14 protein-coding genes are annotated in these 16,494 nt (G+C 47.4%); 8 read left to right on the top strand and 6 right to left on the bottom strand.

Going from position 1 to position 16,494, the window contains the following annotated elements:
* The first annotated feature begins 340 nt into the window (after window positions 1-340).
* The 4 genes from NDK19_RS07760 to NDK19_RS07745 all read left to right on the top strand — a co-directional run bounded on the left by NDK19_RS07760 (window position 341) and on the right by NDK19_RS07745 (window position 7,680).
* Window positions 341-1,081, top strand: a complete 741-nt coding sequence (locus NDK19_RS07760) for a DUF2490 domain-containing protein (protein WP_250631302.1) — start codon at window positions 341-343, stop codon at window positions 1,079-1,081.
* Between the two features lie 115 nt (window positions 1,082-1,196).
* Entirely contained in the window at window positions 1,197-4,730 is a 3,534-nt protein-coding gene (locus tag NDK19_RS07755) for a VCBS repeat-containing protein (protein ID WP_250631301.1), read from the top strand.
* The gene (locus NDK19_RS07750) at window positions 4,727-6,112 is read left to right on the top strand and encodes a vanadium-dependent haloperoxidase (RefSeq protein ID WP_250631300.1); all 1,386 of its coding nucleotides are present in this window, start codon (window positions 4,727-4,729) and stop codon (window positions 6,110-6,112) included. The genes NDK19_RS07755 and NDK19_RS07750 overlap by 4 nt, the downstream gene beginning before the upstream one ends.
* Window positions 6,109-7,680 (top strand): glycoside hydrolase family 32 protein, encoded by a 1,572-nt coding sequence (locus NDK19_RS07745; RefSeq protein ID WP_250631299.1) that lies wholly within the window; start codon window positions 6,109-6,111, stop codon window positions 7,678-7,680. The genes NDK19_RS07750 and NDK19_RS07745 overlap by 4 nt, the downstream gene beginning before the upstream one ends.
* Before the next feature lie 72 nt (window positions 7,681-7,752).
* On the opposite strand, the gene NDK19_RS07740 is transcribed toward NDK19_RS07745, so the two are convergent.
* From NDK19_RS07740 to NDK19_RS07725, 4 genes are all read right to left on the bottom strand, one after another.
* Window positions 7,753-8,364, bottom strand: coding sequence for a hypothetical protein (locus NDK19_RS07740; protein ID WP_250631298.1), 612 nt, complete (start codon window positions 8,362-8,364; stop codon window positions 7,753-7,755).
* A gap of 177 nt (window positions 8,365-8,541) precedes the next feature.
* Window positions 8,542-9,144 (bottom strand): bifunctional phosphoribosyl-AMP cyclohydrolase/phosphoribosyl-ATP diphosphatase HisIE, encoded by a 603-nt coding sequence (gene hisIE / locus NDK19_RS07735; RefSeq protein WP_250631297.1) that lies wholly within the window; start codon window positions 9,142-9,144, stop codon window positions 8,542-8,544.
* A gap of 15 nt (window positions 9,145-9,159) precedes the next feature.
* On the bottom strand, window positions 9,160-9,645 hold the full coding sequence (locus tag NDK19_RS07730; protein WP_250631296.1) for a PIN domain-containing protein: 486 nt from the start codon (window positions 9,643-9,645) through the stop codon (window positions 9,160-9,162).
* Window positions 9,642-9,932, bottom strand: coding sequence for a hypothetical protein (locus NDK19_RS07725; RefSeq protein WP_250631295.1), 291 nt, complete (start codon window positions 9,930-9,932; stop codon window positions 9,642-9,644). Before NDK19_RS07725 ends, NDK19_RS07730 begins: the two co-directional genes overlap by 4 nt.
* A 128-nt stretch (window positions 9,933-10,060) precedes the next feature.
* Between NDK19_RS07725 and NDK19_RS07720 the strand changes: the two genes are divergently transcribed.
* Complete coding sequence (locus NDK19_RS07720) at window positions 10,061-11,938, top strand: AAA domain-containing protein (protein ID WP_250631294.1); 1,878 nt, start codon at window positions 10,061-10,063, stop codon at window positions 11,936-11,938.
* On the opposite strand, the gene NDK19_RS07715 is transcribed toward NDK19_RS07720, so the two are convergent.
* On the bottom strand, window positions 11,933-12,310 hold the full coding sequence (locus tag NDK19_RS07715) for a helix-turn-helix domain-containing protein (RefSeq protein ID WP_250631293.1): 378 nt from the start codon (window positions 12,308-12,310) through the stop codon (window positions 11,933-11,935). The two genes, NDK19_RS07720 and NDK19_RS07715, sit on opposite strands and share 6 nt — an antisense overlap.
* A 140-nt stretch (window positions 12,311-12,450) precedes the next feature.
* Here NDK19_RS07715 and NDK19_RS07710 point away from each other — a divergent pair, with 140 nt between their 5' ends.
* The 3 genes from NDK19_RS07710 (at window position 12,451) to accD (ending at window position 15,873) form a co-directional block, all read left to right on the top strand.
* On the top strand, window positions 12,451-13,803 hold the full coding sequence (locus NDK19_RS07710; protein WP_250631292.1) for a PAS domain-containing protein: 1,353 nt from the start codon (window positions 12,451-12,453) through the stop codon (window positions 13,801-13,803).
* Window positions 13,804-13,877: 74 nt separating this feature from the next.
* A complete protein-coding gene (locus NDK19_RS07705; protein WP_250631291.1) occupies window positions 13,878-14,939 on the top strand; it encodes a class I fructose-bisphosphate aldolase in 1,062 nt (353 codons plus the stop codon).
* Between the two features lie 94 nt (window positions 14,940-15,033).
* Window positions 15,034-15,873, top strand: a complete 840-nt coding sequence (gene accD, locus NDK19_RS07700) for an acetyl-CoA carboxylase, carboxyltransferase subunit beta (protein WP_250631290.1) — start codon at window positions 15,034-15,036, stop codon at window positions 15,871-15,873.
* 220 nt (window positions 15,874-16,093) lie between these two features.
* Here accD and NDK19_RS07695 read toward each other — a convergent pair.
* Window positions 16,094-16,494 (bottom strand): transposase (locus NDK19_RS07695; RefSeq protein ID WP_250631289.1); only part of this gene is annotated, 401 nt, incomplete at its 5' end.

Here is a 16,494-nt window from a genome sequence, read left to right as displayed (position 1 = left end):
ACGGGTTTTTTTGCGGAATTTTTGAGATAATGTCTATGCTACAAAGCAAAAAAGCCGACTAATTAAAGCGAAAGAGATATTATGAACTGCGATAACAGGCTTTTCAGTAGCTTGCCTTTGTTCTCTTTTGTTGTCGGTTTAAAATTATGAGTCGGCGTTTGTTTTGAAAGTAGCCAATCAATATCATACGTGCCGATTTTTATTGGCTCAATTGTTTATCCGCAACGTAACTATTCAAAAAACTGCCAAACATTTTTTAACATATCGTTTTGCCCGCATTTGTCGTATTATCCAATATGTAACGGCACGTTTGGTAAGGCAAAATCTTTGTGTATCTCCTATGAGAGTCAGAACGATATTGGTAGTTGGGTTGCTGATAATGTATCGTATCGCCTACGCTCAAAATCTTACTTTCTATGGCTTTCTTCCTACCATCAACCAAACAGGCAGGATATGTCCAAAATGGAATTACAATTTTTTTGCTTCAACAACAATTGATGCCTTTTACGAAAATATAGGTGGTGTTGAATATCCTGCTACCGATTTACAACTCTATATACAGCCGAGCATTGTTTACTTATTATCGTCTAACGTACAACTTGCGGGAAGCTATACCTATCAACGCAATAATCCTTTCAATGAAAATTTTGTGAATGAACATCGGCTTTGGCAACAAGTATTTTTTTCTCTGCCTGCCTCAAAAAGCAGAATAACCAATAGATTGCGATTAGAAGAGAGGTTTACAGAAGACAAGCAGACAGGCTTATATCCTTTTTCTACTCGTACCAGATACCAAATAGGCTTTAATTTGCCGCTGCAAGGGCGCAATTTGGATAAACATGAATTTTATCTGATTGCATACAATGAATTTTTTCTTAGTCTGACAGGGGCAAAAATTGCTGCGTACAGTGAAGATTGGGCTTATGCAGGATTAGGCTATGAGACAGGTAAAATGGGGCGCATAGAATTGGGCTACATGTTGCAAACTTTGGTGCGAAACCGCCACAAAGACCTCAGGTTCTTAAACCTTGCTCAAATCATTTGGATTACTAACTTTAATTTCCACGGAAAGAAAGACTGAAAGTTTTTGAGTAAGGCCGGTTATCTGCCAGTATAAAACCTTACTCCTTTCGGCCATTCTTGCAGATGACAAAAATTTTTCTATTTTACCGCCAAATGAAGACACTTGATTGCCTATGAACCTGATTTACAGATGGTCGGCTTATGCCGCTCTTATATGGGTATTGACGGCTTGCAACCGCTACGACAAACAGTTTACGGCTGTTCCTGCGGGAGATTCGGGCATCCGTTTTTCCAACCGAATTACGGAAACCGACACCATGAACATCCTGGACTTTGAATACATCTACAACGGCGGCGGCGTTGCCATTGCCGATTTCAACAACGACGGTTTGCAGGATGTGTACTTTACGGGCAATATGGTGGCCAATCAGTTGTACCTGAACAAAGGCGAATGGCAGTTTGAAGACATCACCGACCGCGCGGGCGTAGCGGCTGCCGACCGCTGGTCATCGGGTGTGGCTGTGGTAGATATCAACACCGATGGACTGCCCGATTTGTACGTATGCGCAACCGCACACCCCGAACCTGCCAAGAGAGCTAATCAACTGTTTGTAAATCAAGGCATTAAAGACGGCGTACCCGTTTTCAGGGAAATGGCTGCCGAATATGGTATTGCTGATACCACACATACTACCAACGCTGCTTTTTTTGATTACGATAACGATGGTGATTTAGACCTGTATATTCTGGTCAATGAGATGTCGCAAACCACTTACCCCAACAAGTACCGCAAAAAAATTACCGACGGCAGCGCTGCTATTACCGACCGGCTCTACCGCAACGACTACGACAGTGCGCTCGGCCATGCCCGCTTCACCGATGTATCCAAACAGGCAGGCATTACCATTGAGGGTTTTGGCTTGGGTGTCAATATTTGCGACATCAACCGCGACGGCTGGAAGGATATTTACATCACCAACGACTACCTGACCAACGACATTTTTTACATCAACAACCGCAACGGTACGTTTACCGACCATGCACCCGAAATGTTTATGCACACCTGCTACTCGGCCATGGGCAACGAAGTGGCCGACATGAACAATGACGGTCTTGCCGATATTGTTGCGCTGGATATGCTGCCCGAAGACAACCGGCGAAAAAAGCAGATGCTTGCGCCTGCCAATTATTATCACTACATCAACAATGACCAATTCGGCTATCAGTACCAGTTTGTGCGCAATACGCTGCAACTGAATCGCGGCAACAGGCCGGGTACCTCGCTGCCCGTTTTCTCTGATATCTCCATGCTGGCGGGCATTGCGGAAACCGATTGGAGTTGGACGCCGTTGGTGGCAGATTTTGACGGCGACGGCCTCCGCGACCTAATAGTTACCAACGGTTTCCCGAAAGACATCACCGACCGCGACTTTGCCGCCTACCGCGCAGCAATGGCCATTTATGCGCCCAAAGACATGTTGCTGGAAGAAATTCCGCGCGTGAAACTGAAAAACTATGCTTTCCGCAATAAAGGCAACGGCCTGTTTGAAAAAGTGATGGAAGAGTGGGGAATAGAGCAGCCGAGCTTTTCCAACGGTGCAGCCTATGCCGACTTGGACAACGACGGCGATTTGGATTACATTGTCAATAATATTGATGATTCTGCCCATGTGTACCGCAATAACCTGACCGAGCAGAAACGCACCGACCGCAATTATCTCCGCATCCGCTTTAAAGGCACGGATAGAAATCCGATGGGTGTGGGAACCATTGTTGAGTTGCGCTATGGCAACGGCGAAAAGCAAATACATGAAAACAGCCTGTATCGCGGCTATCTCTCTACTATGGAAAATGTGGCCCATTTCGGTTTGGGGGCTGCGCAAAAGGTGGATGAGGTGCGCATCATCTGGCCGGACGGCAAAACCGAAATTTTGAAATATGTATCTGTTAATCAGGTGATTATGGCAGAATACGCCAAAGCAGGTGCACCGATTGCACCTGCCGATACAGCGGTTGAACAGCCCTTGTTTCAGGCACTCGGCGGCGATGAGGCCATCCAATACCGCCACGATGAACTGGATTATGTGGACTTCAATTTGCAAAAACTATTGCCGCACAAGTTGTCGCAATACGGCCCCGCACTGGCAGTTGCCGATGCAAACGGCGACGGTTTGGAAGACCTCTTCATTGGCGGCAGTAATCAGCGCAAAGGACGATTTTTTATACAAAAACCTGACGGCAAATTTCAGATGCAAGACCTGATTGCCGATGCGGACAGCAGCGCTAAAATTTACGAAGATATGGGCGTACTCTTTTTTGATGCCGACAGCGACGGCGACGATGACCTTTACATCGCCAGCGGCAGCAATGAGCAACCGCAGGGAACAGGTGCTTACCGCGACCGATTCTATCTGAACGAAAAAGGCAGGTTTATTTTGCAGCCACAGGCCATTCCCGAATTGCTGGTCAGCAAATCATGCGTGAAGGCTGCTGATTTTGACAGCGACGGCGACCTTGACTTATTTGTCGGCGGACGCAACTTCCCGCAGTTTTATCCCAAACCGGTGAGCAGTTTTTTGCTCCGCAACGACACGCAAAGCGGTGTGGTAAAATTCACCGATGTTACTGCCCAAGCAGCCCCCGAACTGATAGACATAGGCATGATTTGCGATGCGCTGTGGACAGATTTTGACAATGACGGCGACCATGACTTGTTGCTGGCGGGCGAGTGGATGCCGCTGACACTGTTCCGCAACGACAAGGGCAAACTGACCCGACAAAGCGGCAACGGCTTAGACCAACTCACAGGCTGGTGGAACAGTCTTGCAGGTGCTGACTTTGACAACGACGGCGATATTGACTACATCGCGGGTAATTTCGGGTTGAACAGCCTGTTTCGTCCTACTGCCGAGCGCCCCGTGCGGCTCTACTCCGCCGATTTTGACAAAAACGGCAGCTACGATGCCATTCCGACCGCCTATTTTCCCGACGATGCCGGTGTGCTTCGCGAGTTTCCGTTTTTTGGCCGAGACGACATGATGAAACAAATGATTTCCATCAAAGCCCGATTTACCAGCTACAAAGCCTTTGCTTCGGCAGGCATGGCCGAGTCGTTGGGTGCAGATACGCTGAAAATGGCAACCGTACATACGGCCAACTTTTTGGCATCGGCCTATGTTGAAAATAAAGGCAACGGGCAGTTTGAAACCAGGCAACTGCCGTTGGAAGCCCAGTACAGCCCTGTTTTCGGCATATTAGCCGATGATGTGGACGACGACGGCAATTTGGATGTTTTACTTGTAGGCAATGATTATGGCACCGAGGTGATGACAGGCAGACAGGATGCTTCTTACGGCTTGCTGTTGAAAGGCAAAGGCAACGGGGAATTTGAAGCCGCCAATTTCGCGCAGAGCGGCTGGTTCGTTCCCGAAGATGCGAAGGCATTGGTACAAATCAGCGGGGCAAACGGCCAGCCGCTGTATGTGGCAAGCCGCAACCGCAATACCCTGCTCACCTTCCGCAGCCGTGTCAATCGCCGCAAGGAGGTGCCGCCTGCCCGCGCCCATGCGGCTTTGCTGACGCTTGCTAACGGCAAAACCCGTCGCCATGAATTGTACATCGGCTCGTCGTTTCTTTCGCAAAGCAGCCGCTCTGTGTGGCAAGGTGCATCTGTGAAAAAAATCAACTTTTTACCGCAACAACAATGACAATTTCTCTTCGTTTCTGTTTACTCCTGTGCAGCCTGTCGGGGCTGTTGGCAGGTTTGCAAGCATGTAGCAGCACACAGAAAGACACGCAGGAGGCATCCTCTGCCAATGTGCAACCCATTGCTGCCGATTCACCCGTGTTACTGCACAAAGGTTTGCAGGAAGTTACCGATGTGGTTATTTACGACATCTTTTCGCCGCCGGTCGCCAGTCGGATATATGCTTATACCGCACTGGCAGCCTATGAAGCCACCCGTTGGGCAGATACGGCAAAATATCCTTCGCTTACTGCCCGTCTGCGCGGGTTTGACCCCATGCCCGTTCCTTCAACCGACATCAGCAAGGCGGCAGCATTGGCAGGTTTCAAAGCCATGTTTACCGTGGCAAGAAAAGTTACGTTTTCTCACGATTCGCTCAACCGCTGCGAAAAGGAAGTGATGGCTGCTGTAGAAAAAAGCGGTATGCCCAAGGAAACCATTGCAAAGGCGACCGAATTTGGCGAGGCTGTGGGTAAAGCTGTTCTTGCCCGCGCCGCCAAAGACAACTACAAAGAGTCGCGGGGCTATGAGCGATACAATGTAACTCGTCGGGAAGATGTGTGGAATCCTACGCCGCCCGATTACGCCGATGCTTTGGAGCCTTATTGGCGCACCATTGCAACGTTGGCGCTGGACTCTGCCGCACAGTTCAAACCGCCGCGCCCGATTCCTTATTCCAACAAAAAAGACAGCCCGTACTTCAAAGAAGTGCAGGATGTATTTGATGTGAACAGGCAACTGACCAAAGAACAGCAGGAAATTGCCTTCTTTTGGGATGACAACCCTTTTGTATCGCACCACAAAGGGCATGTAGTTTTCAATTCCAAGAAAATGACCCCCGGCGGGCACTGGATGATGATTGCTTCGCAAATAGCCCGCAATACCAACGCCGATGCTGCCCGCACTGCTCAAAGTTTCGCCATGGTCAGCATTGCTTTGTTTGATGGTTTTATTTCCTGCTGGGAAGAAAAGTTTTACAGCAATATGCCGCGCCCGATTGCCGTCATCAACAAATACATAGACGAAACATGGGAGCCGTTTTTGCAAACCCCTCCTTTCCCCGAATATACCAGCGGGCACAGCGTAATTTCCTCTGCCTCTGCCGAAGTGATGACCGCCCTTTACGGTGATAATTTTGCCTTCAATGACAGTACGGAAGTGCCTTATGGCCGTTCGGTAAGAAGTTTCAGCTCATTCAGGCAGGCCGCCGAGGAGTGCTCCATCAGCCGACTGTACGGCGGGATTCACTACCGGAACACGCTCAAGCGAAGCGCCGAACAAGGCAAAAAAGTAGGCAATTGGGTACTTTTACGCACGAAAATTAACTCAACCACTGCACAATGAAGATAAAATCACATTTGCTTGGCCTATTGACCCTTGCAGCGGTGGCAGCCTGCAATCCTGCCGCCAAAGAAGGGAAGCAAATCAGCCAACTTACTGACAGTATAACGGTGCATTTGCGTCCGCAATTCCATTTTACGCCGCGGAAATTCTGGACAAACGACCCTAACGGGCTATTGTACCACGACGGCGAATTTCATCTTTTCTTCCAGCACAATCCTTTTGATAAAGTATGGGGGCATATGCACTGGGGTCATGCCGTCAGCCGCGATCTGCTGCATTGGGAAGAACTGCCCATCGCAATTGCAGAGGATACTGCCATGATTTTCTCCGGCAGTGCCGTTGTAGATAAAAACAACACTGCGGGATTTGGCGAAAATGCTTTTGTGGCATTTTACACCGCTCACCGCATTTTAGACCCTAAAAACCCCGATGTGTATCTGCAAACGCAGCACATGGCATACAGCACCGACAAAGGGCGGACATGGACAAAGTATGACAAAAATCCTGTCATAGATTTAGGCAAAAAAGATTTTCGCGACCCCAAGGTTTTCTGGCACGAGGAAAGCAAAAAATGGATTATGGCGGTCAATCTGCCCAATGAACACAAAACGCAGTTTTACGGCTCTGCCAACCTGAAAAACTGGGAGTTGCTGAGCGAGTTTGGCCCGGAAGGGAATGTGGCCATCCCTTGGGAGTGCCCCGACCTGTTCTCTTTGCCTGTGGAAAACGAGCCCGGCAAGCAAAAATGGGTACTGCTTATTTCTGCCGAAGGGCCTTATCCCGGCTTTCAGGGGATGCAATACTTCATCGGTGAGTTTGACGGCAAGCGATTCAAGAACGATAACCCTGCCAACAAGCCACTGTATTTAGACTATGGCCGCGATTATTTTGCTGCCGTTACGTTCAACCATATACCTAACGACCGCCGCGTATTGTTGGGTTGGATAAGCAACTGGGCATATGCCAATCAGGTGCCTACGCACCCTTGGCGTAACGGAATGGCTATTCCGCGCATGTTGTATTTGCGCAAAGAACCGGAAGGCTACCGTTTGCTGCAACAACCCGTGGAAATGGTTAATGACATGGCCAAGTCAAGCACGCGCCATCTGAATATTGAACTCCAACGCGCAGGCGAGTTGGTAGTCGGCAATCAGGACAAAGGCGGAGACCTCTACGACATTGAAGGTACTTTTGAATTTGCCAACGATGCGGTTTTCGGTTTTAAAATTTTCAAAAGCGATACGGAAGAAACGGTGATTCGCTACGATGCAGCCCGTAGGATGCTCTATTTAGACCGCAGCAAGTCGGGCGATGTATCATTCAGCCCGAAGTTTACTGTTTTGGACAGTGTGGCGATTGATACGAACGGCGAAAACCTCAAATTGCGCGTATTGTTTGACCGCAATACCGTAGAGGTGTTTGCCCAAGACGGGCGTTATACCATCAGCAACGTTGTTTTTCCGTCCGAAAAAAGCCGTGGCGTAGTGGCATTTGGCGAAAAGGGCAAAGGACTGGCCAAATTGGTAACATCCTCTTTCCGCGACCTGAAACCCGAAATAAAGAAATAGTAGTCGCGGAAATACAACAGCCGCTCTTCCGTTGAGGAGCGAGCGGCTGATTTTTACCCTTATAAATACCGATTACTTTACTTCGTAGGTTTGCTCAATACTTTCGTTGCCGTGTAAAACCAGCAACTTGTACTTACCTTTGGGCAATTGGCTCAGGTTGTAGCGACGAGCAAAGTTGCTTTGGTTGCCTGTTTGTTCCGAATAAATCACAGCGCTGTTAGCATCGGTAATGCTCAGATATACGCCTTCGCTGTTGCCTTCGTAAGCAATCTTAACCGTGCCGTTGATAATTTGCGGTGATACGTAGGCCGAAAACTTTTTATAGGCAGCTGTGCCTACCCCCAGCGTACTGCTGCCGCTAAATTCTCCTGCACGCAAGTCCACGCGGTAAACCCCAGCGGCAAGGTCATCCGCAAAGACGTAGTCGCGGCGCATCTGCTGAATGTTTTTCAGTTTTTCGGAGTACACCAATTGATTGCTTTGGTCATAGATTCGCACGCTGATGGCTTCACCCGTGCTGTTTTCAAATGCCATGCGGATTTTTTTCTGTCCCTGAGGCACATAGGCACTGTAAGCAAACTTTTCGAGTGCCTTCACCGAAGGAGGCTCGACAGCAAAAGAGGCGGTGGCAACAAAAGTTGCGGCAATCGCAACAAAAGCGGATTTTATGAACGATTTTTTCATGGCTGAAACAAAGTTTAAGTTTAAATACGATGATTAACTTGATACCTCTGCTTGTGCCAACGAGATGCCATGTTTAGCAAGTTATTGATTTTCAATACTTTGTATTGGTTAAAAATAAAAATCCACCGATGAGCCTGTTCATCGGCGGACAATGGTTGCTATGAAAACGCACAAATGTTACTTGTGTCTCCGGCGGAGTACGTCTATCACCTCATTCAGGTCAATAGATTTTGCTTCCAGTAGTACTAAATAATGGAACAGCAGGTCAGCGGCTTCTCCTAAAAACAGTTCTTTGTTATCGTCTTTTGCTTCAATGACTAACTCTACGGCCTCTTCGCCTACTTTCTGCGCAATTTTGTTAATTCCTTTGGCAAAAAGTTTGGCCGTATAAGAACTTTCGGGCGAGGCGTTTTTGCGACTTTTGATCACCTGCTTCAAGTGTTCAATAAAGAGTACGTTGCTTGCGTTGCTTTCGTCAAAGCAGGTATCTGCACCTGTATGGCAGGTAGGCCCCTGTGGACGTGCTTTGACAAGCACCGTATCGCGGTCGCAATCAACCAGCACATCGGTAACATGTAAAAAATGACCGGAAGTTTCGCCTTTTGTCCAAAGACGATTTTTGGAACGGCTGAAAAAAGTTACAACTCGTTCGGAGATTGTTTTCTGGTAGGCTTCGGCATTCATGTAGCCCAGCATCAGTACTTTGCCCGTTACAGCATCTTGCACAATTGCAGGCAGCAGGCCATTGCTTTTATCAAAATCGGGTGGTGGTGTTGGCATGAAATATTTCGTTGTTTACAGCTTTTTGTTGAGCTCTGCTTTAATATCGTAAGTGGGAATATTGTACCCTCTGAGATAATCTGACAATTTTGAATCACCTGTAATCACATAATCTAACAGTTTTCCCTTCCGATAGTGTAAGGCTAAATTGATAATAAGCGTATCTGTGATACCAAGTTTGCTAAATACCCATCCGGCTTTGACTGCCTGCTTAGACGGAATGTATTCTTCCTTTGCTTTTTGAGTGAGTATTTCCAAAATGCTCAAATACTTTGGTTGATACTTGTCATGGAATGTGCCGCATAAAAGATTATCAACCTCTGTTAAAATATTGGGCAGAAGCAAAAGTTTATCAAGTTCTACTCGTTTAATTAGTTTTTCAGCATCATCCTGTTCAAGGAAATACGATGCCGTTCGTTTGTGCGATTTAACTAAACCAGGTTCTACCATAGCGACTATCATGATAACCAGTGCATTGGTATCAGGAATTTTCCACTTCATCGCTGCGCATTGAAAATTTTAACTTTGACAATTTCTTCTTTGTCATTTATCCAGACCTCGCGATATACTCTTTCATAGGGCAAATCGTACCAAGGAGTCATGTGCGGCGGTTGAGTGCTTACATTTGTATTTGGCTCCAAATATGAAACAACAATTTTCCAAAACTTTTTCTTTTCGTCGTATTCTGCCTGCTCAAACCTGAAATCAGGTGAGGTGCTGTTGGCAACATTGGAAAGCGCCTGAACAGCTTTGTGATAAAGAGGCTTTATATCAAGAATGGTTGGCATGATGCACCGTATTTTACTACAAAGTTACCGATTAATTACAATCAATCAGGTATGGGTAACTCGGGAAATGATTTTGCGCTAAATTCCATCCGAATTAAGCGTAACATTGCACAATATTTCCACCCTGTATGTCCGAATCTCTGACACATTTGCAGCAGATGCTTGCCCTCATTGGCTTAGAGCAAAGGGCAGAAGAGCAATTATTTAAGCAGCGCATAGAGGAAGTGCCCTTGGGCGAACAGCGAAAAAGCGGTTATACATGGCATCCGCTGCAAATCCTAAGCAGCGACACAACTACGGGCAATCGCCTGCGGTTAGAAGTTGCCCGCACCACCGCTACCGATGCGCCGCAGGTATTTCAGCCCAATGCGGCGGTAGTACTGGCCGTTTGGGAAAACGGCAAAATAACCGAACGCACCCGCGGCGTAGTAACCAAAGCCGCACAGGATAAACTAACCGTTGTGTTAGACGAGGAGGAACTCCCCGAATGGGCAGAGGGCACATCGTTGGGCATCACCCTAATGTACGATGCAACTACATATCAGGAAATGACAAAAGCCTTGCAGGCAGTGATTGAAGCCCGCGGCAACCGCTTGGCAGAGCTGCGCGAAATATTGGCAGGTAACAGCGCGCCTTCGTTTACAACCAACGAACACATAACGGCACCGCAGTCGCTCAACCAACGGCAGTTAGATGCGCTTGCGTTAGTACATCGGGCGCAGGATGTGGCCATTGTGCACGGGCCGCCGGGCACGGGCAAAACCACCACTCTGGTAGAAATTATTCACCAAACCGTTGCCCATGAAAAGCGCGTGTTGGTAACAGCGCCAAGCAATGCCGCCGCTGACTTGTTGGCAGAAAAATTGGCACACAAAGGCATGAGAGTAGTGCGGATAGGCAATCCTGCAAGGGTAGGAGAGGAGTTGCAGACGCTTACTCTCGACGGGCAAATAGAACGCCACCCCGACTATAAACAGATGCTGCAATGGCGACGCACGGCTATGCAACTGTTTTTGCAGGCAGGTAAATTTAAGCGCAACTTTGACCTGCAAGCTCGCGAAGAACGCAAATTGCTGCGCGCCGAAGCCAAAGATTATTTGCAACTGGCCAATAAAACCGAGGATTACATCATCAATGACATATTTGCCAAAGCACAGGCAGTCGTAAGTACGGTTACGGGTGCTGCACACGCTTCGCTGAGGCAATACCATTTTAAAACAGTTTTTATAGACGAAGCCGCGCAGGCGCTCGAGCCCGCTGCATGGATAGCGATTGCCAAAGCCGACCGCGTAGTGATGGCGGGCGACCATTGCCAACTGCCCGCAGTCGTCAAATCGGAAGAGGCTGTGCGTAAGGGCTTGGCTGTCAGCCTGATGGAGCGCTGCATGAACGGTCATTACGGGGAACGGATGAGCGTTATGCTTACCGTTCAATACCGTATGCATCCCGATATTATGGCGTTCCCTTCGCGCTGGTTCTATCACAACGAGTTGCAGGCAGCCGATAGCATTGGCAGCGAGTGGTTAGACCCGCAACTGCCTCCGCTTACTTTTATAGATACGGCAGGTTGCTGTTTTGAGGAATACACCGATGAGGCCACAGGCAGCACATCCAACGAAGCCGAAGCCGATTTGCTGTTAAGAATTATTTTACAGGAGCAAGAATTATTGCAGCGTCCGGTAGCGGTTATCAGCCCGTATCAGGCACAGGTAAAACTGCTGCGCGATAAATGCAGCAATTATCCGAACATAGAAGTCAATACAATTGACAGTTTTCAGGGGCAGGAGCGCGAGGTGGTTTACATCAGCTTGGTTCGCTCCAATGCCGAAGGGCAAATCGGCTTTTTAAACGACCTCAGGCGAAGCAACGTGGCCATCACCCGCGCGAAAAAACGACTGGTAATCATCGGCGACAGCGCAACTTTGAGCTATCATCCTTACTACCAGTCGTTAATTGACTTTACAATTGAGAAATCTTACTACAAAAGTGCTTGGGAGTGGTTATAGACCGCGTTTCATAATTTGGTCTAACCAAGCCTGCAAATGCGCCTTGTCTTTTTTGAGTTCTGCATTTTCCTTGCGCAGCAACTCGAGCTCGGCTGTAACACGTTCCCACTTGGTTTCTTCTGCCAGTCTTTCCTGAGCGAGTTGCGCTTCGCTTGGGCGCGGAGCCATTGTGCTCAGGTCTGCCGTAATCAACTCATCCAAAGTTAGGTTGAAATGTTTAGCCATTGCCACCAGTGTTTTCAACGCAGGTTCGGTGCCGACTTCGTAAGAAGCAACTTTACCTCTTGTCAGATTAAACAACTTGGCAAAGCCGTATTGGCTCAAATTATTCAAGTCTCTCAGGAACTTGATGTTGTTTGCTAAATTAATCATGGATTTGGGGGTTTATGAGCGTCATTCTTGATACTAAGTTGAGATGATTTTACATTTTGAGCAATATTTTGAGCAAAAATTTTTCTAAACCCCTTTTCTTTTTTTTATTTGTTCCCAAAATAGGAACAAATGAATGGCTTATGCAGATAGAACTTACTGCATCAGATATTGAAATGATAGCAAATGTTGTCGGATGCACCAAAAGGCAAGTTCGTCATGTTTTAAAAGGCGAACGCGGGGGTAGAAATACAGCCTTGCAGCAAAAAATAAAAAAATTGGCAGAACTGCGCCAAGAGCAAAATGCAAGTTTGCAAATGCAGGCTGCCGAAAGCCCCGATAATGCGCAAAAACCTTTGTCAATTGCCTACGGCAGCAGCAAAAACAGCCATCCGGCAATTAAAAATTTACTGTTGGGCAGCCTGATTGACAGCCATCAGGATGGAATATTTGCATTTAACAGACAACTGCAATACATCTTATGGAATCCTAAGATGGAGCAAATCACCGGCGTTCCTGCGGATGTTTGCATAGGCAAAACGCCAAGCGAAATTTTTGATAAAATATCCCATTTGATTGATATTGAGCGCGATGCTTCTTACAAAAACCGCGTTCTGGCAGGAGATTCCTTTTCGTTTCCGGCCAAAACATATATTTATCCCGACAAAGAGTATTATTGGAACGAGTTGTATATCAGGCCATTACACGATGAAGAAGACCGCATCGTTGGCGGCATAGGCATTATCAGGGATGTAACGGCCTATATCCGCACACAACAAAAACTCAGCGAAGAGATAGCCCGCTATCAGATTACGGAAGTTTTTATGACCACTATTGTCTGCAAAGGTTACATGCACGGCACGCACTACATTATGGAGTGGGTATCTCCTACCTTTACCGCTGCTTTGGGTTATACGATGGAACAGTTCAATATGGCATCGCGGCAAAACAGAGGTTGGATATCCTATGAGGCGCAGATGCTTCGCTACAAAGCAACCGAACAACAACTGCTTGATAATCGGGAGGTTAAGGATTTTATTATGTTCAGTCATCGCAACGGCAAACCGATGCCGGTGGCCTGCTATTACAGACCTTTACCACCCGTTGCAGGCAAGAACGCCGCATTTTGGCTGGCCATCAGCGAGGTGCAGGTGAACAAAGAAAACGATTGGCAAATCCGCGCATTTTTTGATGATGCGGAAAATTTTTTTGCCATTATTCAGTCAAAAACTTTTGAGGTGATTTATGCCAACCCTTCTTTGATACGACATTCAAAAACAAAAACAGTTATTGGCAATAACTTTCTGGAAACGCATCGCCGCTACTATCATCGCGATATTAAACAGGCACTTTTCCAATTGAATAAAATTTTTGACAGGTCTTATGTGATCCTCGACATGGGCGCCAACCGTGCCTTTGACAGCCGCAAGCTCATATGGCTTTTTGTACAGATAAATCCGACTACTATCTATGCTGTCGGCAAAATGTTGATGTGAATACTTGTCCAAAAGTTTCGGGATATGTGTAAAATAACTATAAATTTGCACGATTTCATCACGCACTATCAACTATGTCATCTTACAACAAACTTGTATCGCTGCTTGGCTCTGAAGCCGATTCATTGCTGAACCACGAAAGCAAAACTATCAGCAAAGAACATCTGCAACTTCCTAATCCGCAGTTTGTAGATAAGGTTTTTGGTCAGTCAAACCGTTCGCCGCAGGTTTTGCGCAGCCTTGGCCAACTTTTCGGCGCAGGTCGATTGGCAAATACCGGCTACCTTTCCATCTTTCCGGTAGACCAAGGCATTGAGCATACGGCCGGTGCATCGTTTGCCCCCAACCCGATTTATTTTGACCCCGAAAATATTATTCGCTTGGCAATTGAAGCGGGTTGCAACGGTGTGGCTACAACCTTTGGCGTATTGGGTATGATGTCGCGCAAGTATGCGCATAAAATCCCATTCATTGTAAAAATTAATCACAATGAATTACTGACCTACCCTAATAAGTTTGACCAAATTATGTTCGGCAGCGTAAAAGAGGCATGGAATCTGGGTGCTGTGGCAGTCGGCGCTACCATCTATTTTGGCTCGGAAGAGTCTAACCGTCAGTTGGTAGAAGTGGCAGAAGCCTTCGAGATGGCTCATGAGCTCGGCATGGCTACCATTTTGTGGTGCTACACTCGCAATAATGCATTCAAAAAAGACGGCGTGGATTATCATAACGCCACCGACGTTTCTTCGCAAGCTACTCATATCGGTGCTACCATTCAGGCAGACATCATCAAGCAAAAATTGCCTGTGAATAACGGCGGCTTTAAAGCGCTCAATTTCGGCAAATCGCATCCGAAAATGTACTCAGAGCTGACCACCGACCATCCGATTGACTTGTGTCGCTATCAGGTGGCTAACTGCTTCATGGGTCGTGCAGGTTTGATTAACTCCGGCGGCGAGTCGGCCGGTGCAAGCGACTTGGCCGAATCTGTACGCACGGCGGTTATTAACAAACGCGCCGGCGGCATGGGGCTTATTTTGGGCCGCAAAGCCTTCCAGCGACCGTTTGCGGAAGGTGTGGAACTGTTGCATACGGTTCAGGACGTATATCTGTCCCCTGAAATTACTGTTGCCTAACAATATTTTGCCTGTGGAGATGTTGCTTCATCTCCACAGGTTTTTTATCCCATTCCCCATTTAATTTTTTAGACAAAGCAAGCAGAGAAGAGAAATGAGTTGGTTTAAACGTTCCGAAAAAAACATAACAACCCCTACGGCAGAAAAGAAAGATGCGCCCAACGGTTTGTGGTTTAAAACACCTACGGGTAAAATTATCCACATGAAAGAGTTGAAAAACAACTGTTATGTCAGCCCCGAGGACGGTTATCATGTTAAAATCGGTTCGCGTGAGTATTTTGAAATCCTGTTTGACGGGAATGAGTTCACCGAAATTGCTCCGGAACTGATTGCGGGCGACCCGCTCAATTTCTCCGACACCAAGTCCTACGTTTCACGTCTGCAAGACAGCCGCGCCAAAACCGGCCTTAACGATGCCGCACGCTCTGCCTACGGCAAAATGAACGGAGTCAATATTGTTGTCGCCTGTATGGATTTTGAATTCATTGGCGGCTCCATGGGTTCGGTAGTAGGCGAAAAAATCGCCCGCGCCATCGATGTGGCATTAGAAAACAGGTGGCCATTGGTGGTCATTTCCCGTTCGGGCGGTGCGCGTATGATGGAAGCGGGATTTTCGTTGATGCAAATGGCAAAAACCTCCGCTAAACTTGCCTTGTTGCACGAAGCGGGTGTGCCCTATGTATCGCTGATGACAGACCCTACCACAGGCGGCGTTTCTGCGTCTTTTGCCATGCTGGGCGACTTTAATATTGCCGAGCCGGGAGCATTAATTGGCTTTGCAGGGCCGCGTGTCATTCGCGAAACAATCGGTAAAGACCTTCCCAAAGGCTTCCAAACAGCCGAATTCCTGTTAGAGCATGGCTTCCTTGATTTTATTGTGGACAGAAGGCAACTCAAAACCAAACTGACCCTGCTTTTCAACATGCTGAAATAAGCAGGTGAGCAGATTAACACGTTCTTTTTTACCGTGTAGTGCGCAAAGGTTTGACCGCAGTGTACACAAAGAAAAGATTCATCATAAAAACACTCAGTGCTCTTGGCGTAATACTCGCGGACTTAGTCGTAATTATGTAAAAGTATAAGCGGCATGTGATGTAAATTATTGAAAAACAGTTATTTTAAAGAGGCCGTCCGAAAAGGGGCGGCCTTTTTCATTAAGTACTAGCCAATAACAGAGTTTGGTTGTGCTTTATGGGCAAGCATGGCTTGTAAAACAGGGTTGTTAGCCTCCGCAAGGCGCGATATAGGGCTAAAAAATGATAAAAAAAACGGCGGGCCTTTGCCACCATTTTGCGCAGGTTGTGCCCAAGTGCCATGAGCAGGAATTCCAGGCGCACCTTTTCCAATCCCCGCATACTGAATCGGGTAAAACCGTTGTTGCGTTTCAACTGACCAAATACGGCTTCTACTTCTATGGGGTGCTTACTTCGGTGGGCTTTGCCTTCGGGGCTGTTAAGTAATGTTCTTGCCTGCGCCCGAAGCTCATTGAGCCGATGATTGACCGTGATGCGCCTGTTTTGCCCTTCGGCTGACTTATGACACAGACTTTTCAGGG

This window comes from Rhodoflexus caldus (assembly GCF_021206925.1).
GTDB classification, from domain to species: domain Bacteria; phylum Bacteroidota; class Bacteroidia; order Cytophagales; family Thermoflexibacteraceae; genus Rhodoflexus; species Rhodoflexus caldus.
The sequence above is the reverse complement of the archived record's forward strand: the minus strand, read 5'-3'. Positions and strand labels throughout refer to the sequence as shown.